Annotated in this window: 21 protein-coding genes; 14 read left to right on the top strand and 7 right to left on the bottom strand. The window is 64.0% G+C overall.

Annotated features, from left to right (window positions below):
- Window positions 1-43: 43 nt before the first annotated feature.
- Window positions 44-2,095, bottom strand: a complete 2,052-nt coding sequence (gene parE / locus LMTR13_RS21330; RefSeq protein WP_065729546.1) for a DNA topoisomerase IV subunit B — start codon at window positions 2,093-2,095, stop codon at window positions 44-46.
- Between the two features lie 225 nt (window positions 2,096-2,320).
- On the opposite strand from parE, the gene LMTR13_RS21325 reads away from it, so the two are divergent.
- The 6 genes from LMTR13_RS21325 (at window position 2,321) to LMTR13_RS21300 (ending at window position 7,243) form a co-directional block, all read left to right on the top strand.
- Window positions 2,321-2,761, top strand: a complete 441-nt coding sequence (locus tag LMTR13_RS21325) for a PEGA domain-containing protein (RefSeq protein WP_418219804.1) — start codon at window positions 2,321-2,323, stop codon at window positions 2,759-2,761.
- A 173-nt stretch (window positions 2,762-2,934) separates the two neighbouring features.
- Entirely contained in the window at window positions 2,935-3,465 is a 531-nt protein-coding gene (locus LMTR13_RS21320) for a DedA family protein (RefSeq protein ID WP_065729544.1), read from the top strand.
- A gap of 187 nt (window positions 3,466-3,652) precedes the next feature.
- Window positions 3,653-4,642, top strand: a complete 990-nt coding sequence (locus LMTR13_RS21315) for an MBL fold metallo-hydrolase (RefSeq protein ID WP_065729543.1) — start codon at window positions 3,653-3,655, stop codon at window positions 4,640-4,642.
- Window positions 4,643-4,911: 269 nt separating this feature from the next.
- Complete coding sequence (locus LMTR13_RS21310) at window positions 4,912-5,586, top strand: FMN-binding negative transcriptional regulator (protein ID WP_065729542.1); 675 nt, start codon at window positions 4,912-4,914, stop codon at window positions 5,584-5,586.
- Window positions 5,586-6,635 carry an N-acetyl-gamma-glutamyl-phosphate reductase gene (gene argC / locus LMTR13_RS21305; protein ID WP_065729541.1) on the top strand — a complete coding sequence of 350 codons (1,050 nt, stop codon included), beginning with the start codon at window positions 5,586-5,588 and terminating at the stop codon, window positions 6,633-6,635. Before LMTR13_RS21310 ends, argC begins: the two co-directional genes overlap by 1 nt.
- A gap of 14 nt (window positions 6,636-6,649) precedes the next feature.
- Window positions 6,650-7,243 (top strand): class I SAM-dependent methyltransferase, encoded by a 594-nt coding sequence (locus LMTR13_RS21300; protein ID WP_065732860.1) that lies wholly within the window; start codon window positions 6,650-6,652, stop codon window positions 7,241-7,243.
- Window positions 7,244-7,370: 127 nt separating this feature from the next.
- Here the strand turns inward: LMTR13_RS21300 and LMTR13_RS21295 are convergent, their stop codons facing one another.
- Entirely contained in the window at window positions 7,371-7,769 is a 399-nt protein-coding gene (locus LMTR13_RS21295; RefSeq protein ID WP_065729540.1) for an MAPEG family protein, read from the bottom strand.
- Between the two features lie 69 nt (window positions 7,770-7,838).
- Window positions 7,839-9,644 (bottom strand): PHA/PHB synthase family protein, encoded by a 1,806-nt coding sequence (locus LMTR13_RS21290; protein WP_065729539.1) that lies wholly within the window; start codon window positions 9,642-9,644, stop codon window positions 7,839-7,841.
- A gap of 290 nt (window positions 9,645-9,934) precedes the next feature.
- Here LMTR13_RS21290 and LMTR13_RS21285 point away from each other — a divergent pair, with 290 nt between their 5' ends.
- The 5 genes from LMTR13_RS21285 to LMTR13_RS21265 all read left to right on the top strand — a co-directional run bounded on the left by LMTR13_RS21285 (window position 9,935) and on the right by LMTR13_RS21265 (window position 14,938).
- The gene (locus LMTR13_RS21285; RefSeq protein WP_065729538.1) at window positions 9,935-10,228 is read left to right on the top strand and encodes a hypothetical protein; all 294 of its coding nucleotides are present in this window, start codon (window positions 9,935-9,937) and stop codon (window positions 10,226-10,228) included.
- A 201-nt stretch (window positions 10,229-10,429) separates the two neighbouring features.
- Window positions 10,430-11,650 (top strand): LL-diaminopimelate aminotransferase, encoded by a 1,221-nt coding sequence (locus LMTR13_RS21280; protein WP_065729537.1) that lies wholly within the window; start codon window positions 10,430-10,432, stop codon window positions 11,648-11,650.
- A gap of 27 nt (window positions 11,651-11,677) precedes the next feature.
- Window positions 11,678-12,997: a homoserine dehydrogenase gene (locus tag LMTR13_RS21275; protein WP_065729536.1), complete on the top strand. Its 1,320-nt coding sequence runs from the start codon at window positions 11,678-11,680 to the stop codon at window positions 12,995-12,997.
- Window positions 12,998-13,075: 78 nt separating this feature from the next.
- Window positions 13,076-14,077 carry a class II fructose-bisphosphatase gene (gene glpX / locus LMTR13_RS21270; RefSeq protein WP_065729535.1) on the top strand — a complete coding sequence of 334 codons (1,002 nt, stop codon included), beginning with the start codon at window positions 13,076-13,078 and terminating at the stop codon, window positions 14,075-14,077.
- A 141-nt stretch (window positions 14,078-14,218) separates the two neighbouring features.
- Window positions 14,219-14,938 carry a haloacid dehalogenase type II gene (locus tag LMTR13_RS21265; protein ID WP_065729534.1) on the top strand — a complete coding sequence of 240 codons (720 nt, stop codon included), beginning with the start codon at window positions 14,219-14,221 and terminating at the stop codon, window positions 14,936-14,938.
- 4 nt (window positions 14,939-14,942) lie between these two features.
- Here LMTR13_RS21265 and LMTR13_RS21260 read toward each other — a convergent pair whose 3' ends face one another.
- Entirely contained in the window at window positions 14,943-16,037 is a 1,095-nt protein-coding gene (locus LMTR13_RS21260; RefSeq protein ID WP_065732859.1) for a methyl-accepting chemotaxis protein, read from the bottom strand.
- 303 nt (window positions 16,038-16,340) lie between these two features.
- Here LMTR13_RS21260 and recJ point away from each other — a divergent pair, with 303 nt between their 5' ends.
- Together recJ and LMTR13_RS21250 are read left to right on the top strand one after the other, a co-directional pair.
- On the top strand, window positions 16,341-18,182 hold the full coding sequence (gene recJ / locus LMTR13_RS21255) for a single-stranded-DNA-specific exonuclease RecJ (protein WP_065729533.1): 1,842 nt from the start codon (window positions 16,341-16,343) through the stop codon (window positions 18,180-18,182).
- 32 nt (window positions 18,183-18,214) lie between these two features.
- A complete protein-coding gene (locus tag LMTR13_RS21250) occupies window positions 18,215-19,024 on the top strand; it encodes an SDR family NAD(P)-dependent oxidoreductase (protein ID WP_065729532.1) in 810 nt (269 codons plus the stop codon).
- 46 nt (window positions 19,025-19,070) lie between these two features.
- Here LMTR13_RS21250 and LMTR13_RS21245 read toward each other — a convergent pair whose 3' ends face one another.
- Window positions 19,071-19,967, bottom strand: a complete 897-nt coding sequence (locus LMTR13_RS21245) for a LysR substrate-binding domain-containing protein (RefSeq protein WP_065729531.1) — start codon at window positions 19,965-19,967, stop codon at window positions 19,071-19,073.
- 110 nt (window positions 19,968-20,077) lie between these two features.
- Between LMTR13_RS21245 and LMTR13_RS21240 the strand changes: the two genes are divergently transcribed.
- The gene (locus LMTR13_RS21240; protein WP_065729530.1) at window positions 20,078-20,764 is read left to right on the top strand and encodes an FMN-dependent NADH-azoreductase; all 687 of its coding nucleotides are present in this window, start codon (window positions 20,078-20,080) and stop codon (window positions 20,762-20,764) included.
- A 54-nt stretch (window positions 20,765-20,818) separates the two neighbouring features.
- Here LMTR13_RS21240 and LMTR13_RS21235 read toward each other — a convergent pair whose 3' ends face one another.
- Window positions 20,819-22,051, bottom strand: coding sequence for a lytic murein transglycosylase (locus tag LMTR13_RS21235; RefSeq protein WP_065729529.1), 1,233 nt, complete (start codon window positions 22,049-22,051; stop codon window positions 20,819-20,821).
- A gap of 67 nt (window positions 22,052-22,118) precedes the next feature.
- The gene (locus tag LMTR13_RS21230) at window positions 22,119-22,598 is read right to left on the bottom strand and encodes a MarR family winged helix-turn-helix transcriptional regulator (protein WP_065729528.1); all 480 of its coding nucleotides are present in this window, start codon (window positions 22,596-22,598) and stop codon (window positions 22,119-22,121) included.
- Window positions 22,599-22,752: the final 154 nt, after the last annotated feature.

Genomic DNA, 22,752 nt, shown 5'->3' with positions numbered 1-22,752 from the left:
AGAAAGACCGGAAATCGGCCAAAAATCGCCTGTTCTGACGGAATTAGACGTCCAGCAGCTCGTCGCTTGCGAATTCCGCCTTGTCGGAGATGAAGGCAAACCGGGCCTCGGCCTTGGTTCCCATCAGCCGCTCGACAGAATCGGCCGTGCCTTCGCGGTCGTCGGCCAGCAGCACCACGCGGAGCAACGTGCGCTTGGCCGGATCCATGGTGGTTTCCTTGAGCTGGGCCGGCATCATCTCGCCGAGGCCTTTGAACCGATTCACCTCAACCTTGGCGTTGGCGTTGAACTCGCTCTTCAACAGCGCGTCCTTGTGTGTATCGTCGCGTGCATAAACCGACTTGCTGCCGTGCGTCAGCTTGTAGAGCGGCGGAACCGCCAGATAGAGGTGGCCTTCGTCGATCAGCCGCGGTGTCTGACGATAAAAGAAGGTGATCAGCAGTGACGCGATGTGTGCGCCGTCGACGTCGGCGTCGGTCATGATGATGATGCGCGAATAGCGCAGATCCTCTTCGCGGTAATGCGCGCCGGTGCCGCAGCCGATCGCCTGCATGAGATCGGAAAGCTGCGCGTTAGCGGTGAGCTTGTCCTTGCCCGCAGAGGCGACGTTGAGGATCTTGCCGCGCAAGGGAAGCACGGCCTGGGTTTTGCGGTCGCGCGCCTGTTTGGCGCTGCCGCCAGCCGAGTCGCCCTCGACGATGAAGAGTTCCGAGCCTTCCTGAGCGCTGTTGGTGCAATCGGAAAGCTTGCCGGGCAGGCGCAGCTTCTTCACCGCGGTCTTGCGCGAGATCTCCTTCTCGGCGCGGCGGCGCAGCCGTTCGTCGGCGCGCTCGATGACGAAATCGAGGAGCTTGTTGGCCTGCAGCGGATTGCCCGACAGCCAATGGTCGAACGGATCCTTGATCGCCTGCTCGACGATCTTCTGCGCTTCGGCCGTGGCGAGACGATCCTTGGTCTGGCCCTGGAATTCCGGCTCGCGCACGAACACGCTGAGCATCACGGCAGCGCCCACCATGACGTCTTCCGACGTGACAGGCGCGGCGCGCTTGCCCTGGCCGATGCGCTCGGCGTGGTCTTTCAGGCCGCGCAGCATCGCGCTGCGCAGGCCCGATTCATGGGTGCCGCCGTCAGGCGTCGGCACGGTGTTGCAGTAGGAGGAGAGGAAGCCGTCGGCATCCGCGGTCCACGCGACCGCCCATTCGCAGGCGCCATGGGCGCCGTTGCGCCCCGACTTGCCGGAGAAGATATCCGGGTGCACCAGCGTGTCGGCGTGAATGGCCGCGCCGAGATAGTCCTTCAGGCCGCCCGGGAAGTGGAAACTGTCCTCGGCCGGCACGTCCTCGATTCCCTTCAACAGCGTGGGATCGCAGCGCCAGCGGATCTCGACGCCGCCGAACAGGTACGCTTTCGAGCGAGTCATCTTGAACAGGCGCTGCGGCTTGAACGCGGCCTTGGCGCCGAAGATGTCGGTATCCGGCTTGAAGCGGATGCGGGTGCCGCGGCGGTTGTTGATCTTGCCGAGGTCTTCGAGCTTGCCCTTGGGGTGACCGCGCTCGAAACTCATCCGGTAGAGTTTCTGGCTGCGCGCGACTTCGACCTCGAGCCGCGAGGAGAGGGCGTTGACGACGGAGACGCCGACGCCGTGCAGGCCGCCCGAGGTCTCGTAGACCTTGGAGTCGAACTTGCCGCCGGAATGCAGCGTGCACATGATGACTTCGAGCGCAGATTTCTTCGGAAACTTCGGATGCGGATCGACCGGGATGCCGCGGCCGTTGTCGGTGACGGTCAAGAAGCCGTCGGCGCTCAATTCCACCTCGATGAAGGAGGCATGCCCTGCCAGTGCCTCGTCCATGGCATTGTCGATGACTTCGGCGAACAGGTGGTGCAGCGCTTTCTCGTCGGTGCCGCCGATGTACATGCCGGGGCGCCGGCGCACCGGTTCCAAGCCTTCCAGCACCTCGATGTCAGCAGCGGTATAGCCGGCCTCGGCGCTGGTTCCGCGCGAGGCGGCCTTGGACGCAGCCCGGCCCTTCGATTCTGCTCCAAAGAGGTCATTCGGTTTTGGTTTTGCAACTGATTTCAATGGTTTGGACATGGCTCTTTAGGTGTTGCGCGCGATCTCGCGAGCGAATCGGTCACTCTGACTATGCCACGGATGGGCTCAAAAGGTGACGGTGCGCCAGGAGGGTTCGCGGCTTTAAAGCTGTGACTTTTGGGCCTGCTATCAACGATATCCCAACGCCGGCGCGGGCGTGCCCTTGCATTCGCCTTACGGTCGTCCGAAGGTTCCCTCGGGCTGGGGGGATCCGATCAAATGACTATCAGACTATTGTTGGCCGTCGCAATCGCGGCGCCGTGTCTTGGCTGTGCCTCCGTGACGCGGGGAACGACAGAGAACATTTCCATCTCGAGCACGCCGGCGGGCGCGACCGCCGAGATTACCGGTCTGGATATTCCAACGGCATGCGTGACGCCGTGCGTGGTCCAGGCCAAGCGCAACGCCGACATCACGGTAACCGTCAGCAAGGAAGGCTATGAGTCGCAGATCATTCCGTTGACCAAAGAGATCCCCGGAGCGGGCGCGGCAGGCTTCGCCGGCAACGTGCTTCTCGGTGGCCTGGTCGGAATGGGCGTCGATGCCGCTACCGGCGCGGCGATGGATCACAAGCCAAATCCGGTCATTGTGACCCTGCAACCCGTCGCGCCGCCCCGCGCGGCCAGGCCGCGGCCCGCGAAACGGCCGGCGCCGCCGCAGAGTTGACCGGCACTCGGAAGCGAGACGGCACCCTATTTGGATACGACCCAGGGAGGACAGAACTGCCTTTATCACATGCGGTGCCGGCCATTGTGACTTGAAGTCACGCAAGCGGCTGGCTAGAGCCTTGAATCAGACGAAAGTTCAAGGCGGAAACGGGGCGGGAAGGCATTCAACAGATGGAAGACTATGTGCGCGCCCTGGCTGATTTCGTGCGCGACAATCAGGCTTGGGCCGCACCGGTCGTCCTGGTGCTGGCATTCTGCGAATCGCTTGCCTTCGTCTCGCTGCTGGTGCCGGCCTGGGGGGCGCTGGTCGCGATCGGCGCGCTGGTCGGCGTCAGCGGCATCAGCTTCTGGCCGGTCTGGCTCGCCGGCGGCATCGGCGCGGCGCTCGGCGACTGGGTCTCTTACTGGATCGGCTTCAAATACAAGGAGCACGTCGCCGAGATGTGGCCGCTGTCGCGCTATCCTGGAATCCTGCTGCGCGGCGAAGAATTCGTTAAGAAATGGGGCGTGCCTTCGATCTTCATCGGCCGCTTCTTCGGGCCACTGCGCGCCTCGGTGCCGCTGGCCGCCGGCATTTTCGAGATGGCCTACTGGCCATTCCAGATCGCCAATTTCGTCTCCGCGCTGGTCTGGTCGGCCGCTCTGCTACTGATCGGCGACGTCATGGGAAAACTCGCCGAATGGCTGTGGCGGGTGGCGTAGGGCGGATTGGAATAAGGTGATGATGAGGGTGTTAGCCCCAAGATGCCGAAGCCATCTTCGCATCGCCGTCGCCTGGCCGTCGTCGCGCTAACGTAGAAATTGATAAATTCGGCAGCAACCGAACCGAGGCCCGGCAAGAACGGAAATCTTGCGAACCGCATCCATCGTCTCACTGGGAGGACATCACATGGAATTGACACGTCGTCACGCACTTGCCGGAGCCGCGGCGCTCGCCGCAACGCCGCTTTTGCCGCAGGCACCCGCCAAGGCGGCAGCCCCTGTGGCGGACAAGCAGGCGCCGAGCTTCTATCGCTACAAGGTGGGCGATGCCCAGGTGACGGCGGTTTCGGATGGCGTCAACAATTTCGCGCTGCCTGACACGTTCGTGCTCAACGTCAAGAAGGACGAAGTCAACGCGGCGCTCGAAAAGGCCTTCATGCCGAAGGACAAGATGTCGATCCAGTTCGCGCCGCTGGTCATCAATACCGGCGGCAAGCTCGTGGTGGTCGATACCGGTAACGGCGCTGCGGCCTTTGCATCGAGCAAGGGCAATGTCGGGCAGTTCGGCGCCAACATGGTCGCCGCCGGCTTCGACCCCAAGGCGGTCGACATCGTCGTCATCTCGCACTTCCACGGCGATCACATCAACGGTCTGTTGACTGCGGACAACGCGCCGACCTTTCCCAATGCCGAGGTTCTCGTGCCGGCGGCGGAATGGAAGTACTTCATGGATGACGGCGAGATGAGCCGGGCGCCGGAAGGGCGGATGCAGACCGTGTTCAAGAACGCCCGCCGCGTGCTGGAGGCAGGGCTCAAGAAGAAGGTGACGCCCTATGAATGGGGCAAGGAAGTAGCTCCCGGACTGACGGCGGTGGAAACCATCGGCCACACGCCGGGCCACACCTCCTACGTTCTCGCGTCAGGCTCCGACAAGGTGTTCATCCAGTCTGACGTCACCAACCTGCCGGCGCTGTTCGTCACCAATCCCGGCTGGCACCTGATGTTCGACCAGGATCCGGCGCTGGCGGAAAAGACCCGCCGCCGGGTCTACGACATGCTGGTCGCCGACAAGATGCGGGTCCAGGGCTTCCACTATCCGTTCCCGGCCAACGGTTTTGTCGCGAAGGACGGTAACGGCTACCGGCTGATCCCGGCGCCGTGGAGTCCGGTGATTTGACACGAAGTGTCATTCCGGGGCGCGCATAGCGCGAACCCGGAATGACGAGTTCGCATCTTGACGCCAGCCGGGCGCGGCCTTATAGCCGCGCCCATGACTATCGCCGCGACCATCTCCATCGCTCGCCGCCGCCGCGCCATCATCGCGGTATGGGCGGACGTCTGCGTCTAGGATTGTCGCCTCTGCCGCCGGATCGGGTCCCGCGGCTTCTTCCTTTTCCAGAAAACGCGGTCTGAACTGGCGGCTCCTACGTCAAGCAGGAGTTTGAAATGTATACGCCACCAATGTTCAAGTCCGACCGCGCCGCGAGCCTCGCGTTCGCGGAAGCGCGCGGCTTCGGCCTGGCTTGCGCGTGGGATGGCAAGAGGCCGGTCGCCTCGCCGCTGCCGTTCTATCTGACCTCGGCCAATGACGGTACGCCGCGCGCGGCGTTTCACGTCGCGCGGCAAAATCCGCTGGTGAAGCTCGCGGACGGAACGGCGTCCTGGCTGCTGGCCGTGACGGGAGCGGATGCCTATGTGTCGCCGGACTGGTACGTCTCGCCGGACCAGGTGCCGACCTGGCTCTATCGGGCGGTGCATCTAACCGGCCCGGTGCGGACGATGTCGGACGACGAACTCGCCGCGCAGATCGAGACGCTGAGCGCGAAGTTCGAAGAGCGGCTGCTGCCGAAGAAGCCGTGGCTGTTGTCGAAGATGACGGCAGGGCGGCTGGCGGCGATGAAGAAGGCGATCGTGGGACTCGAAATGACGGTCGAAGAGGTGGAGGGCAGCTTCAAGCTGAACCAGCACAAGTCGGAGGCCGACTATGCAGCGGTTGCCCAAGTGCTGGCGCAAGGCGACGCAGACGCGCGCGAAATCGCAAGCCTGATGCGCGCGGCGCGGCCGCTGGCGTTCGCCGCGGAAACGGAAGACAATCAAATGACGCTTGAAAGGAACGCGTGATGGGCTCGAAGAAGAAGATCGGCATTCTCGGCGCCTCCGGTTACACCGGGGCCGACGCGGTGCGCCTGCTCGCACGGCACCCGAACGCCGAGATCACGGCGCTCACGGCCAATACCCATGCCGGCAAGTCGATGGGCGACGTCTTCCCGCATTTCTTCATGCTGGAGCTGCCGAAGCTCGTCGAATGGGAGAAGGTCGACTGGACCGGGCTCGACGCGGTGTTCTGCGGGCTGCCGCACGGCACCACGCAGGAGATCGTCGCCGCGGTCCTCAGGGCCAACCCCAACATCAAGGTGCTCGACATGTCCGCCGATTTCCGGCTGCGCGACAAGGCCACCTATGCGCAATGGTACGGCCATGAGCACCGGGCGCTCGAACTGCAGGGCGAAGCCGTCTACGGCCTCACCGAATTCTACCGCGAGAAGATCGCGGCCGCGCGGCTCGTCGCCTGTCCCGGCTGCTATCCGACCGCGGCGCTGCTCGCGCTGGTGCCGCTCGCCAAGGCAAAACTGATCGACGTCGATGACATCGTCATCGACGCGAAGTCGGGCGTTACCGGCGCCGGGCGCGGCTTGAAGCAGAACACGCTGTTCAGCGAGGCGGGCGAGGGGCTGTCGCCCTATTCGGTCGGCACCCATCGGCACGCGCCCGAGATCGAGCAGGAGATCGGCGTCGCCGCGGGCGCTGCAGTGACGGTGAACTTCACGCCGCATCTGATCCCGATGGCGCGCGGCGAACTCTGCACGTCCTACGTCAAGCTCAACGGCGCGACGCCGGACGATCTGCGGGCGGCGCTGGAGAAGGCCTACGCCAACGAACCATTCGTGCATGTGGTGAAGAAGGGCGTGTTGCCGCAGACCCAGAACGTGCGCGGCTCGAACTATGTCCAGATCGGCGTCGTCGCCGACCGTATCAAGAACCGGGCGATCGTGATTTCCACGCTCGACAACCTGGTGAAGGGCTCGGCCGGGCAGGCGATCCAGAACATGAACCTGATGTTCGGACTGCCCGAGACGGCGGGGCTGGAGCAGATTGCGCTGTTTCCGTGATGCGAGGTGCTGCGGTGGACGAGCAAACCCTGCAATTCTACCGCAGCAACGCGGAAGCCTATGCGAGGCGCGAGATCACCTCGCGACAGGCGCGGCTGACGGCTTTTCTGGCGCTGCTTCCGCCGGGCGCAACGATTCTCGAACTCGGTTGTGGCGCCGGCGGCGACACGGCGGAGATGCTGGCGCGCGGGTTCGATGTTCGTCCGACCGACGGGTCGCCGGAAATGGCGGAGGTCGCCTCAAAGCGTCTCGGCCGTCCCGTCGAGACGCTGCTGTTCCACCAGCTCGACGACGTCGAGACGTTCGATGCCGTCTGGGCCAATGCCTGCCTGCTGCATGTGCCGCGCGACCAGCTTGCGGCCATTCTCTCGCTGATCCGGCGCGCGTTGAAACCGGGCGGCATGTTCTACGCCAGCTACAAGGAAGGCGATGCCGCCGGACGCGACACGCTCGAACGCTACTACAACTATCCCTCGCAGGAGTGGCTGCGTGCCATCTATGCCGAGGCAGGGAAGTGGGGCTCGCTGTCGATCGAGCGCGGTGAGGTAAAAGGCTTCGACGACAAGATGGCGTCGATGCTGTTCGTCGTCGCCCAAAAAGGCCGTTGAAGATCGGCAACCACTTCAATTCGCCGGTTGTTGCGAAATACTGAGCGCTGTTTCAGAGGTCGCCAATGAAAAAACCCCGGAGCCGAGCTCCGGGTTTTTGCTTTTGGTCTTGTGTGCAGGTAGGCGCTCACACCACCTTGAAGATCGCCAGCGCCAGTACGGCTTGCGCCAGGAAGCCGACGGTGAAGGCGAGCGTGCGGAAAACCGGCAGGCCGAGCGTGTAGACGATCAAATGCGCAACGCGGGACCAGAAATACACCGCGCAGGCCATGACGGTCCATCTGTCGGAATAGTCGATCGCGTGCAGTATCAAGACCAGCGGCGCGAAGATGACGAGGTTCTCGACCGCATTGTCATGCGCAAACATCAGCCGGTTGGCCCAATCCGCCTGCGGCTTGTCGTGGCGCGAGGGATTGGCCATGGCGCCGGAGAGGCCGCGTACCTGACAGCGATTGACGATGTAGGGGATCCACAACAGTCCGGTCAAAACCACAGTCAGCGTCAGCCAGAACAGTTCACGCGTCATCGTCTTCCCTCAACTGATCCAAATCCCGGCACGGGATATCAGGAATATAGCTGACCGCGCACGGCAGCGCTATGCGCGCACCTTGACGTAACTGCCGGGAGCGTCCTCAATCGGCGGCATCGCCTCGGAACCGACGGCGCGTGCGGGTACGCGCTCGGCGTCGATGCCCTCCAGCCATTGCAGCCAGTCGGGCCACCATGATCCCTTGTGCTCGGTGGCGTTCTTCATCCAGTCGGCGAGCGTGACGTCCTTGATGTTGTCGTTGGTCCAGTACTGATACTTGCCCGCCGCCGGCGGGTTGACCACGCCGGCGATATGGCCCGAGCCGGACAGCACATATCTGACCGGGCCGCCGAAGAACTGCGAACCGTAGAGCACCGAGTCCGCCGGCGCGATGTGGTCCTCGCGCGTCGCCAGATTGTAGACGGGCACCTTGACCTTCGACAGGTCGAGCAGCGTGTTGTCGAGCACCATGCTGCCGGAGGACAGCCGGTTCTCCAGATAGCAGTTGCGCAGGTAATAGGAATGGTTGGCCGCCGGCATCCGCGTCGCGTCGGAGTTCCAGTGCAGCAAGTCGAAGGAGGAGGGCTGCTGTCCCTTCAGGTAGTTGCTGACGACATAGGACCAGATCAAATCGTTGGAGCGCAGCATGTTGAAGGCCATCGCCATCTTGCTGCCTTCGAGAACGCCCCGTGCTTCCATCTCGCGCTCCAGCGTCGAGATCTGGTCTTCGTCGACGAACACCAGGAGATCGCCGGCATGGGTGAAGTCGACCTGCGCCGCAAAGAACGTCGCGGAGGTGACGCGCTGGCGCCGCTTCTCGGCGAGCCAGGCCAGCGTCGATGCCAGCAGCGTTCCGCCGACGCAGTAACCGGCGGTATGCACTTTCATCTCGCCCGTCACCTTTTCGATGACGTCCATCGCGGTGAGCGGGCCTTCCTTCATGTAGTCGTCGAAGGTCTTCTTGCCGAGTTCCTTGTCCGGATTGACCCAGGAGATGACGAACACCGTGATGCCCTGATCGACGCACCATTTGATGTAGGATTTTTCCGGCTTGAGATCGAGAATGTAGAACTTGTTGATCCATGGCGGCACGATCAGGAGCGGCGTGCGCAGCGCCGTCTCCGTGGTCGGCGTGTACTGGATCAACTGCATCAGCTCGTTCTGGAAGATCACCTTGCCCGGCGTCGTCGCCATGTTGACGCCGACGACGAGGTTCGACGGGTCGGACTGACGGATGCGCAGCATGCCGCGCCCGGCCTCGATGTCTTCAGCCAGCATCCTCATGCCGCGGACGAGGTTGTCGCCGTTCGACGCCAGGGTCTCGCGCAGCACCTCCGGGTTGGTGAGAACGAAATTCGACGGCGAGATCGCGTTGGTGATCTGCTGGACGTAGAACTCGGCCTTCTTGCGCGTGTGCGGATCGACGCCCTCGGCGTTCTTCACCAGTTCCTGTGCCCATTGCGCGGTGAGCAGATAAAGCTGCAGCACGAAATCGAAGAATTGGTTCGATTTCCATTCCGGATCCTTGAAGCGCTTGTCGCGCGGCGACGGCTCGATCGCAGGTTTGGCCTGTTCGCCCGCCATGCGGCGCATCGCCGACCCCCAGAGATCGAGATAGGCTTTGCCCATCCGGGTCTGCAGGGCTTCGGCGCGCTCCTTGTCCGTCAGCCAGTATTCCGCCACCTTGGTAAAAGTCTTGACGACCTCACCGATTTCGCTGGGTGGCTTGTCCTTTGGTTCACCGTCGTCGCGCGGCTTGAGATAGGCCGCGAGCGCCTGGCCGCTCGTCTCCATCGCCCTGGCGATGTTCATGGCAAAGGCTTCGGCGTTGAATGCTTTCGGAGCCTGGGTTTCGGTGTTGACGTCGCTCATATCAAGGACATTATAGCTTCATTTTGCGTTCGTCACCGCGTGGATTGATGGCAACGGGGTTGGGGTTAACCCTGTTGCACTGCGATAAAGTTTGCGTGTTCAGACGCATTGCACACATTGCAGCCGCACCTGTCGCATTTGCTCTTTGGGCTTTAATCGTTTCGGGCGACAATGGTTTGAACGGTTACAGCGAAATCAGCGCCGCGGGACGGTTTGGCGTTGCAAAGCTCGTACCACCGCATAGATGCGATCGCGATGCGGTGCAGAGGTAGTTGGGGATTTCCGGACGGATGCCGGCCACTCGGACGATAAGGCTGTGGTCGATTGCCACGCTGTTTGCGACGGCGTTTGCGCTCGGCGGCTGCTCGACCCAGATCGCGGACATGCCGGGCTTTGGCCTGCCGGCTGATGCACCCGAGCGTCCGAAGGAAGCTGGTGGGTATCTGCCGGTTCATGACCTGCCGCCGGACCGCAACGAGGAGGCGATGAAGCCGGCCGAGCTGGCTAAAATCCAGGCAGAATTGACGGCTGCGCGAGACCGGCAGGCAACCGCCGCTACCCCTCCAAAACCGGGCAAGAAGTGACCCTAATTGCTGGCGCTGCCGGGCTCCCATGGTAAAAGAACCCAATTCAACCGCATTGCGGGTCCAGAGCCTTAAGACCTCGTACCTGAATTCGCTCCAAGTCCTTGATTGGGCGCGATTTTTGGACGAAGCCGATCGGGTTTCGTAGCGCGCGCAGGTTCCGTCCGATTCTGTCCTGCCGGTTGTCGGAGCAAGGGTCCCATGGAAGATTTTTATCGCATTCGCCGTCTGCCGCCTTACGTGTTCGAGAAGGTCAACCAGGCCAAGGCGGCCGCGCGCAATGCCGGGGCCGACATCATCGACATGGGCATGGGCAATCCGGACCTGCCGACGCCGTCCCACGTGCTCGAGAAGCTGAAGGAGACGCTCGGCAAGCCGCGGACCGATCGCTACTCGGCCTCGCGCGGCATCAACGGCCTGCGCAAAGCGCAAGCTGCCTATTATGGACGGCGGTTCGGCGTAAAGCTCAATCCGGATACCCAGATCGTTGCGACGCTGGGTTCGAAGGAAGGCTTTGCCAATGTGGCGCAGGCGATTACCGCGCCCGGCGACGTCGTGCTGTGTCCCAATCCGAGCTATCCGATTCATGCCTTCGGCTTCCTGATGGCGGGCGGCGTGATCCGCTCGGTGCCTTCGGAACCGACGCCGCAGTTTTTCGAGGCGGTGGAGCGTGCAATCATTCATTCGATCCCGAAGCCGATCGCGCTGATCGTCTGCTATCCCTCCAATCCGACCGCCTATGTCGCCGAGCTCGATTTCTACAAGGATCTGGTGGCGTTCGCGAAGAAGCACGAGATCTTCATCCTGTCGGATCTGGCCTATGCCGAGGTCTATTTCGACGACAACAATCCGCCGCCCTCGGTGCTGCAGGTTCCGGGCGCGATCGACGTCACCGTCGAGTTCACCTCGATGTCGAAGACGTTCTCGATGGCGGGCTGGCGCATGGGCTTTGCGGTCGGCAATGAGCGGATCATTGCCGGGCTGGCGCGGGTGAAATCCTACCTCGACTACGGCGCATTCACGCCCATTCAGGTTGCGGCCACCGCCGCGCTGAACGGGCCGGACGATTGCATCAAGGAGATGCGCGACACCTACCGCAGGCGCCGCGACGCGCTGGTCGAATCGTTCGGCCGGGCCGGCTGGGAGATCCCGCCGCCGCAGGCCTCGATGTTCGCCTGGGCGCCGCTGCCCAAGGCGTTCGAAGGCGTCGGCAGCATGCAGTTCGCGACCCTGATGGTGGAGAAGTCCGGCGTGGTGGTTTCGCCCGGCGTCGCCTTCGGCGAGCACGGCGAGGGCTATGTCCGCATTGCCATGGTGGAAAACGAGCAGCGTATCCGCCAGGCCGCGCGCGGGGTGCGCCGGTTCCTTGAAAGCGGCATTGAAACGTTGCACAACGTGGTTCCTCTCGCCAACCGGCGCTAATTCCTTTTATTGCAGGTTCTCTCATTCATGGTCGCACCCCTTAGAGTGGGTATCGCGGGGCTCGGCACTGTTGGTGCCGAAGTCGTCCGCCTCATCGAAGAGCAGTCGCGGGCGCTTGCCGAGCGCAGCGGTCGGGGCGTGCGCGTCGTTGCCGTTACCGCGCGTTCGAAAGCAAAGAAGCGCTCGCTCGACCTGCGCGGCATCCACTGGGCCAAAAGCCCGCTTGATCTGGCCAGCGATCCCAACGTCGATTGCTTCGTCGAACTGATGGGCGGCTCCGGCGAGCCGGCGCTGTCGGCGATCGAGGCCGCGCTGAAGGCCGGCAAGTCGGTGGTAACCGCCAACAAGGCGCTGATCGCCAAGCACGGTGTGCGGCTGGCAAAGGCCGCCGAGAAGCACGGCGGCGCATTCAACTATGAGGCGGCGGTCGGCGCCGCCATTCCCGTCATCAAGACCTTGCGCGAAGGGCTTGCCGGCACCGGCGTCAGCCGCGTCTATGGCATCCTCAACGGCACCTGCAATTACATCCTGACCCGGATGGAGCAGGAGGGATTGTCGTTTGCCGAATGCCTGAAGGATGCGCAGCGGCTCGGCTATGCCGAAGCCAATCCGTCCTTCGACGTCGACGGCCACGACACCGCGCAGAAGCTGGCGATTCTCGCGAGCCTCGCCTTCGGCACCAGGGTGGCGCAGAGTGCGGTGTATGTCGAAGGCATCTCCTCGATCGCGCCGGAGGATCTTCGCGCGGCTGAGGAACTCGGATACCGCGTCAAACTGCTTGGCGTGGCGGTGCGTACCGCCAAGGGCATCGAGCAGCGCGTGCATCCGACCATGGTGCCGAAATCGTCCTCGATCGCGCAGGTGATGGGCGTCACCAACGCCGTGACCATCGATGGTGAAGGCATTCCCCCGATCACGCTGGTGGGGCCCGGCGCCGGTGGGGCCGCGACTGCGTCTGCCGTGGTTGCCGACATCGCCGACGTGGCGCGCGGCATTCGCGCAAAGCCGTTCGGGCGCCCGGTGGAGCGGCTGCGCGACACCACCAAGGCGCCGATGGAGCGGCACGAGGGCGGCTACTACATCCGCCTGATGGCGCGCGACCTCGCCGGCACTGCCGCCACCATCGCCACCCGCCTCGCCGAACAGAAGATTTCGCTGGAATCGATCGTGCAGCGCCACCCCGAGGGCGTCGATGCGAACGGCGCGCCGAAGAAAGCCGCACCGGTTCCGGTCATCCTGATCACCTACGCAACGTCCGAGGATGCGGTCTATCGTGCATTGGAGGCGGTGCAGCGCGACAAGGTGATCAGTGGCCGGCCGCAGGTGATACGAATCGAAAAGAACTGACGCAAATCCGAACGGATTGCGTGCCAAAGGATTGAATGCGGGCCGAGAGGCCCGTGCAGGTTTAAAAGGAGTAAGCCGATGTCGACCCATATTTCCGTTCCGCCGCAATTGTTGCTCGAGCGCATACTGACGCTTGAAATCGTGCGGGTGACGGAACGTGCAGCCGTTTCGGCGGCGCGGCTGCGCGGCCACGGCCAGGAGAAGGCGGCGGATCAGGCCGCCGTGGACGCGATGCGTCGCGAACTCAACAAGCTGCCGATCGAAGGCACCATCGTGATCGGCGAGGGCGAGCGCGACGAGGCGCCGATGCTGTTCATCGGCGAGAAGGTCGGGCTCAACGCCGGTCCGCAGGTCGATATCGCCGTCGACCCGCTGGAAGGTACCACGCTCTGCGCCAAGAACATGCCGGGCGCGATCGCGACCATGGCGATGGCCGATGGAGGCACGCTGCTGCATGCGCCCGACGTCTATATGGAGAAGCTTGCGATCGGACCGGGCTACGACAAGGGTGTCGTAGAACTCGACGCGTCGCCTGCCGACAATGTACGCCGGCTCGCCAAAGCCAAAGGCGTCGAGCCTGGCGCGATCACGGTGCTTGTGCTCGATCGGCCGCGCCACGCCGACATCATCGCCAGCATCCGCTCGACCGGCGCAGCGGTGCGGCTGATCACCGATGGCGACGTGGCCGGCGTGATCCATTGTGCTGACCCCGACAACACCGGCGTCGACATGTATATCGGCACCGGCGGCGCGCCCGAGGGCGTGCTGGCGGCGGCGGCGCTGCGCTGCATCGGCGGCCAGATGCAGTGCCGGCTGATTCTCGACAGCGAGGAGAAGCGTGAGCGCGCGCACAAGATGGGCGTGACCGATCCGAAAATGATCTACGGCATCGAGGACATGGTGCGGGGCGACTGCCTGTTCGCGGCAACCGGCGTCACGACCGGCTCGCTGCTGACGGGCGTCAAATTCCGCAAGGATGACGTGATCGAGACCGAAACGGTGGTGATGCGCTCGGTCACCGGCACAGTTCGTTATATCAAGGCCGAGCACCGGCAACTGGATAAGTTTCATCTCGATTGAGGTTCGGACGACGTCGTTCCGGGGCGATGCGAAGCATCGAACTATGATGCGCAATTGCGCATCTGAGAACCTTGAGATTCCGGGTTCGCGCTTTGCGCGCCCCGGAATGGCCAAGAGAAAAACAAGGGGGAGTGCGCTCGCATGTCCGACATATCAGCCGTGAAAGCGTTGGTGTTCGACGTGTTCGGCACCGTCGTCGACTGGCGCACCAGCCTCATCAACGACTTCACGGAGTGGTCGAAAACCTCCGGCATCGAGGCCGACTGGACCGCGCTGGTCGACGGCTGGCGCGCGGTCTACATGGCCTCGATGGACGAGGTGCGCAAACATCCCGAGCGCGGCTATCAGATACTGGATACGCTGCACCGGCGGTCGCTGGAAAAACTGGTCGCGGCGTTTTCGATACAAGGACTGAGCGACGCCGATCTGCACTACCTGACGATGGGCTGGCACCGTCTGCATCCGTGGCCCGACAGCGTGCCGGGGCTGACGCGGCTGAAGAAGAAATACGTCATCTCGCCGCTCTCCAACGGCAACGTCGCGCTGCTCACCAACATGGCAAAATTCGCCGGCCTGCCGTGGGATCTGATCATGTCGGCGGAGTTGTTCGAGCACTACAAGCCCGATCCGGAAACCTATCTCGGCGCCGCCAAATTGCTCTGCCTACCGCCGGAGCAGGTGATGATGGTTGCCGCGCATAACAACGATCTGAAGGCGGCGCAGCAGAACGGCCTCAAGACCGCGTTCGTCGCACGGCCGACCGAATATGGCCCGCACCAGAAGTATGACTTCGAAGCCACGGGCAATTGGGACATCGTCTCCAAGGATTTTGGCGGCATCGCCGACCGGCTGGGGTGCTAGCGGCTTAGGTCGCGCCGGCCTGGATCACGCCGAACCAGCCAAGGCCCCTGTAGGTCTCGTAGCCGGGCGTGGCGTGGAACGCGACCATGGTGCCAGAACGGTCCTGGTAGAAGCCGGAGCGCCGGCCCTCCAGTGCGAGCGAAATGCGTTCTGTAAGCATGCCCTGGCCGTCGGACGCCGCGATCACCCGGAAATTCGAATCGACCAGCAGCACGCGCGCCTTATCGGCCGCGCCGACGCGCACGCCCTGGACGATGGCGCGGGCCTGCGGCTCCCAGTCGAAATGGATCGCCAGCACGCCGGTGGGTTTGCCGTGCGCCTTGCCGCCTTCGCGGACGCTGGCGCAATAGGTCACGACCTGGGCGTTGCCGAGTAGGGGTTGGCATTCGACGTCGCCGACGGCGTAGTCGTCGCCGGAGCGTAAGGCGCGCGCCGCGCGAAACCATTTTGTCTGCGCCACGTTCTGGCCCACGACGCCAAAGCGATCGGCACGGCCATTGGCCAGCACATTGCCGTCGAGATCGCACAGCCAGAGATCGAGATAGACGGTGTAGGCGCCGAGGATCACGGCCATCCGCTCGGACACATGGCTGACGGCGGCAGCCTGCGGCGCGGCCGCGCAATCGACCACGGCGGAGTCGGTCGCCCACCAGCGCACGTCGCAGGTGCGCTCATAGAGGTTGCGGTCGATCAGCTCGATGGCGTTCAGCGACAAATCGACCATGCGCTCGCCGCGCGAGCGGTCGGCCATCTGCGCGATCGAGTTCATCAGATTGCCGGTCCGGTTGGTAAGCTGGCTTTCGAGCTCGCGGGCAATGGTCTCGACCTGCTGGCCGACGTTGCGGACCTCCTGCGCCACCACGGCAAAGCCCGCGCCTTGGGCGCCGGCGCGCGAGCTCTCGATCAGCGCGTTCAGCGCCAGCATCTTCATCTGGTTGGTGATCTTCTGGATCGACTTGGTCTTCTCGCAGGCGACCTGGTTGACCTCGGCGGTCAATCTCGCGATCAGCGCGGAAACGTCGGATTCGTCCTGGGTATCAGCCGCATTGGACGGCTGTTTTGCGATCGTTGCGGTTTGGGAGCGAAGCGCGACGGACATTGGCAGGAATTCCTCAGTCTTTGTGCGGATGTCGATCTTCTGCGGATCGGCGGGACTCAAGCGAGAAGCATTTGCCTCCTTTGTCGGGGATCATGGCTAACGATTGGTTTAAGTTCCGCTGCGTTCCCGGTAGTTTTGCCGGGACAAGTTGCATCTTCTTTGTGCAAGTCGGTTTTGTCAGCAGCGGCCGGGGCGTACGTTGCCCCGGGACTGTGCACGCTGATTCGTTCGCTACGACGCCGCCATTGCCTCCCGGTTTGCGTTTGCCGACGGGCCGCTTTGCCCCTATCTCTCGAAGGCATCATGATCCTCCCCGCATCCGCGCTTCCCGTTGAACTGCCGCCGGCGTTTCTCGGCGTGGCGCGTTCGGCGACCGGTAAATTGTGGCGCGACCGGCTCGACGCCAGGGGGGCGGCGCTGGCGTTGGCGATCACCCAGCGCTACCAGGTGCCGGAGATGCTGGCCCGCGTGCTGGCGGGCCGCGATGTCGGGATCGATGAGGTCCTGGATTTTCTCGACCCAACCATCCGCAAGCTGATGCCCGATCCACACACCGTGACGGCGATGGAGACGGCGGCCAAACGTATCGCAGACGCGGCCATGCGCGGGGAAAAGGTCGCGATCTTCGGCGATTACGACGTCGATGGCGCGACCTCGGCGGCGCTGCTCGCCTGGCATCTGCGCCATTGCGGGCTCGATCCCTTGATCCACATCCCCGACCGCATTTTTGAAGGCTATGGCCCCAATGTCGATGCGGTGCGGGCGCTGGCCGCCAAAGGCGCGACGCTGCTGGTGACCGTCGATTGCGGCACCACCAGCATCGAGCCGTTGGCGGAAGCGCGAAAGCTCGGCCTATCCGTCGTCGTCATCGATCATCACCAGACCGGCGATGAATTGCCCGAGGTCGACGCGCTGGTGAATCCGAACCGGCCGGACGATCTTTCCGGGCTTGGTCATCTGGCGGCGGTCGGCCTGGTGCTGATCACGCTGGTGGCGGTGAACCGGGAATTGCGCCGTCGCGGCTTCTGGAGCGCGGAGCTGCCGGAGCCGGACCTTTTGGGCATGCTGCACCATGTGGCGCTCGGCACCGTGGCAGACGTCGCGCCGCTGATCGGGCTGAACCGCGCCTTCGTCGCCAAGGGGTTGATCGCGATGCGCCGCCGCGACCATGTCGGCCATACCGCGCTGATGGACGTGGCGCGGCTGAACGGCCCGCCGGAAGCCTGGCATCTCGGCTTCATGCTGGGGCCGCGCATCAATGCGGGCGGCCGGATCGGGCGCGCCGATCTGGGCGTGCGGCTCTTGCTGGAGGGCGACGTCTCGGAGGCCGCGCGGATCGCGGCCGAACTCGACCGGCTGAACAGCGAGCGCCGCGTCATCGAGCAGGCGGCCGAAGCGCAGGCCGAGGCCGAGGCGCTGGCCTCGCTCGGGCTCGAAGACAAGGGCGCGGTGATCGTGACCGCCGCCGAAGGCTGGCACCCCGGCATCGTCGGCCTCGTCGCCTCGCGGCTGAAGGAGAAATTTGCGCGGCCCGCTTTTGCCATTGCGCTGGAGCCGGGCGGCATCGGCACCGGCTCCGGCCGCTCGATCTCGGGTGTCGATCTCGGCAAGGCCGTGCGGCAGGCGCTGAAGGACCGCATCCTGATGAAGGGCGGCGGCCATGCCATGGCGGCCGGCGTGACGCTGCGCAAAGAGAAGCTCGCGGAGTTTCGTGCCTTCATGGAAAGCGCGCTGGCCGAGGACGTCGCCAATTCCCGCCACGAGAACGAGCTGTTCATCGACGGTGCCGTCAGCGCCCGCGCCGTGACCGTGGAATTCGCCAATACGCTGAACCGCGCCGGGCCGTTCGGGGCGGGCAATCCGGAGCCGGTGATCGCGCTGCCGGCGCATCAGCTCGTCTATGCCGACGAAGTCGGCCAGGCGCATCTGCGCGTGCGCTTCAAGTCGGGCGACGGTGCCATCGTCAACGGCATCGCGTTCCGCTCGGTCGGACAGAAGCTCGGACACGCGCTGACGCAGAACCGCGGCCAGCTTTTGCACGTGGCAGGATCACTCGCGGTCGATCGCTACCAGGGTTCGGAGCGCGTGCAGTTTCGGGTGCTCGATGTCGCGGTGCCGGATCCGGGACCGACCGTGATCAGGTAATCCATACAGTCAACAAAGAAACGGGAGAAGAAATGACAGGGCAGGTTCAGGGCAAGGTCGCATTGGTGACCGGTGGCGCATCCGGCATTGGCGAAGCGGTTTGCGAATTGCTGGCGCGCGAGGGCGCCTCTGTCGCGGTGACCGATGTCGACGATTTGAGAGGCCCCGAGGTCGTCGCGCGAATCAAGAAGGCGGGTGGCGAGGCGAGTTTTTGGCATCACGACGTCACCAGCGAGGAACGCTGGATCGAAGTCGTGGCCGAAATCATGAAACGCTATGACCGGCTCGACGTGCTGGTCTCGAACGCCGGCATCGGCATTTCGGTGCCGTCGATCACCGAGATGTCACTGGCAGATTGGCGGCGGCAGACCGCGATCAATCTCGACGGCGTGTTCCTGTCGGTGAAGCACTGCCTGCCTGTGATGCGCAAGACGGGCGGCGGCTCCGTCATCATGATGTCGTCGCTGGCCGGCCTGCGCGGTGCGGCCGGGCTTTCCGGCTATTGCGCGACCAAGGGCGGTGTGCGGCTGTTCGCCAAGGCGATCGCGATGGAATGCGCGACGTTCGGCGACGGTATCCGCGTCAACTCGGTGCATCCCGGCATCATCGACACGCCGATCTGGGGCAAGATTCCGGTGGGTGCCACAGGCAGCGGGCAGAACGCCCCGATCGATCCGGAGGAGCGCGCGAAAATGGCAACGCCGCTCGGCCGCGCCGGGCAGGCCGAGGAGATTGCGCAGGGTGTGCTGTATCTGGCATCCGATGCTTCGCGCTACGTGACGGGCACGGAGCTCGTCATCGACGGCGGCATGAACGCGGGTGGGGTTGCGCGCAGGGAATAGACGAAAACGCGGGCAGCAGTGATCGACTGCGCCACGCGCGCGTGCATCAGCGTGGAGGTGAGCTTTTGGCGAATTGCGCGCGCAACCAGGCCTGCGTTGCTTCGATCGCTTCGGTCAGGGGTCTCCGGGAGCCGCGCACAAGATGCAGGGTGAAGCCTTCGATTTCCGGGCCGAATGGCACGACCAGCGTTTTGGTCGCCAGTTCCTCCGACACCAGCAGCAGACTGTGCAACGCAACCCCGGTGCCGGCGACGGCGGCCTGGATCGCGTGGGTCTCATCGCTGAAGCGGAGCCCGGCCCGTGCATCGATACCGTCGATACCCGCGATCTTCAGCCAGCGCCGCCAGGTCGGATTGCCGCTATCGCTGCGGCGCCAGTCGAAATGCAGCAAGGTCGCTGAGTGCAGATCGGCCGGCTTCTTCAGACCAAGACGCGGACTTGCCACTGGCGCAAAACGATCGATCGCCAACGGTTCGGCGCTCAGATCGGGATAAGGACCAGGGCCATAGCGCAACGCAAGGTCCGCGGCACCCGAATTAAGGTCCACGACTTCCAGGGTCGCCAGCAGCGTGAGGTCAATGTCAGGTCTTGCGTTGTGAAAGCCCGCGATGCGCGGCACCAGCCACTTGGCGGTGAACGCGGGAGTGGCCGAAAGTGTCACCGTCGCGCGGCGCTGCCTGCGGCTCAATCCTTCGACGACACGTGCGAAGGAGTCGAAGCCGTCGCGCAGAACCGGCAGCAGGACTTGCCCTTCCGCGGTCAATAGGACCTGACGCGTCCGCCGCTCGAACAGCGTCACGCCAATCACCTCTTCCAACTGCCGAACCTGATGGCTGATGGCGGTCGGCGTCACGTGCAGCTCCTGAGCCGCACGCTTGAAACTCAGATGCCGCGCGGCGGCTTCGAACGCCCGCAGTCCGGACAGCGGTGGAAGACGTCTCATCGGCGGGACCTAATAGATGAATGTAGCTCATCCATGTGATGAGCAATTTGTGTTTGTCAATGCATTCGGCCCGATCCATCTAACCGAACAAGGATGAAAGGAGATATGCCATGAACCTGCTACGGATTGACGCCAGTGCGCGACCTGACCGATCGGACCGGTTCCCTCGCGGGTCGCACACGCGCCGCCTCACCGAACGCTTCGTGCAGCGTTGGCTGCAGTGCCGGCCGAATGACCTCGTGACCGATCGGGATGTCGGCCAATCACCACCGCATCCCGTCACCGAAAAATGGATCGGTGCGGCCTTCACCAAGCCTGAGCTGCGCGAGCCGTGGATGAATGATGTGCTGGCGGAAAGCGACGCATTGGTCGATGAACTCATCGCCGCAGATTTGATCGTGGCTGGCGTGCCGATGTACAATTTTGGAATGCCGGCGCAGTTCAAGGCGTATGTCGACAATATCGTGCGGGTCGGTCGCACTTTCGGCTTTGACCGTGCCCGGCCAGACGATCCTTATTCGCAGCTACTGGCTAAGGGTAAACGTCTCATCATGCTCAGTTCGCGGGGCGATTACGGCTACGATCCGGGCGGACGGATCGCGCACATCAACCATGTCGAAGGGTCGGTGCGCGACGTGTTCGGCTTCCTCGGCGTCACCGACTTCTACAGCATCGCCATCGAGTATGACGAGTTCGGAGGTGAACGCTTGAAGGCGTCGATCGCCGCGGCCGAACGCGCAGTGGATGATCTTGTGGACCGGCTGGCGAAGGAAGCCGAACCGCTGGAGGCAGCTTGACTGCAGAATCGACGGAGAGGGCGCGGCCGAACCGCGCGAGGTTGAAGCTGGTCGCTACCCGCCCTGCCTCAACCGCGCCAGCACCTTGAGCCCGCCGTAACCATCCGCCGGCAGCAGGCCCATCTTGGTCTGGTAATCCTTCACCGCCTTCATCGTGTCGTTGCCGACGCGGCCGTCGGTGCCGCCGGTGTCGAAGCCGGCTTTGGTCAGCCGGGTCTGCAGCTCCTGCACTTCGGCGAGCGTCAGCGCGCGTTCGGAGCCGGGGAAGGGCTGGATAAAGGGCGGCGCGCCCAAAATGCGATCGCCGAGATGGCAGATCGCGAGCGCGTAGTTCATCGACGGGTTGTAGCTCCTCACCGAATAGAAGTTGGGGCCGAGCAGGAACGCGGGGCCGCCGGCGACCGGCACCCACATCTGCGCCGATGCGTTCGGCTGCGGAAACGGCTTGCCGTCGGCGCGCGTGACGCCGGCGCTGGCCCATGCCGCGTAGGTCCGGCTGCCGCTTGACGAGCCGCCGGACGTGCGGACTTCGTAGCCCCAATGCTCGCCGCGGTGATACTTGCCGCGGTTGAGCAGATAGCGCGCGCTGGAGCCGAGCGCGTCGTCCGGCTTGCCGAACGGCGAGACGCGGCCGTCCTTGTCGTAGTCCGTGCCGACATTGAGCCAGACTTCCGGCATCCACTGTGTGTGGCCCATCGCGCCGGCCCAGGATCCCCGCATTTCCTCCGGCGTGCCCCAGCCGCGGTCGACGATCTTCAATGCGTTGATCAGCTCGGTTTCCCAATAGGCGCGGCGGCGCGACTCGTTCCAGGCCAGCGCTGCGAGCGCCGGAAAGATCGGGCGCATATGGTTCTGCTGCACCAGCGGATCGCCATAGGCCGATTCAACGCCCCATAGCGCCAGCAGCGTGCCGCGCTCGACACCAAAATCCCGTTCGATGCGAGCGAACAGCGCCTCGTGTTTCCGGAGCGCTTCGCGGCCGTTGATGATGCGCCAGTCGGAGACGCGGCGGTTGATGTATTGCCAGATCTGCTCGTGGAATTCCGGCTGCTTCTGCATCTGCCGGAACACGCTCATGTCGGGCTCGATGCGCCCCATCACCCGCGTCCAGGTCGCGTCCGAAATGCCCTTTGCCAGGGCGCGCGCGCGGAAATTGTTGCGCCATTGGTCGAAGCCGGGCGGCGCGGCCAACGCGGGAAGGCTCGTTGCGAGCAGGGCGCCGGCACCGATGCCGCCCTGCAGCACCGCGCGGCGGGTTGGGGCTTTCCGGGAATCAGGCTGTTTCATACCCGCAGTCTAGCGGCGTAGCGGGCCGGCGCCAAAAGCCATGACGCCGCGGGAACCGGCACTTCCATCACAAATCCGCGGCGATTCTGGCCAGCCAGCGGCGGATCAGGCGCTGGGCGTTGGCGGAAAGCCCCGCCGCCAGCCGCCGCTCGATCGCTTGCGCGTGCCGCCGGCATTTGTCGAGTAGCGCAGCGCCCCGCCGCGTCACCGTCCATTGCAGCACCCGGCCATGGATCGGGTGCGGGGTCCTCCTGATGGCGCCATCGCGCTCGAGGTTGCGGATGATGACGCCTGCGGTCTGCGGCGTCAGCATTGCCACCCGCGCGAGCTCCGCGCCGGACAGGCCGGGATAGGCCCCGAGCATCGTCAGCACCACGAATTGCGGCGAGGTGACGCCGAGCTCGGCCAGCGACCGCTCCATCGCCAGCCGTGTCGCGGCCTGGGCCTGCCGAAGCAGATAGGCGAGGTAGCCTTGCTCGCCGCGCTTGCCCTCGCCGGGCGCCGGCGGGCGGATCGCCGCGAATGGAGGACCTTCGGCGGATTTCATGCGGCTGCGGATGGCGGTTTTCCGCGCGGCTGGTCTTTCACGATTTCTCGTTTTTCGAGCGCGCGCATTTTGCGATCCGCGCGATCGTGCCCTCGCCGAAGTTCCGATCTTGCGCGACATATCAGTGCTCTTATAATTAATCAGAGCACTGATA

Source organism: Bradyrhizobium icense (assembly GCF_001693385.1).
GTDB classification, from domain to species: Bacteria; Pseudomonadota; Alphaproteobacteria; order Rhizobiales; family Xanthobacteraceae; genus Bradyrhizobium; species Bradyrhizobium icense.
The sequence above is the reverse complement of the archived record's forward strand: the minus strand, read 5'-3'. Positions and strand labels throughout refer to the sequence as shown.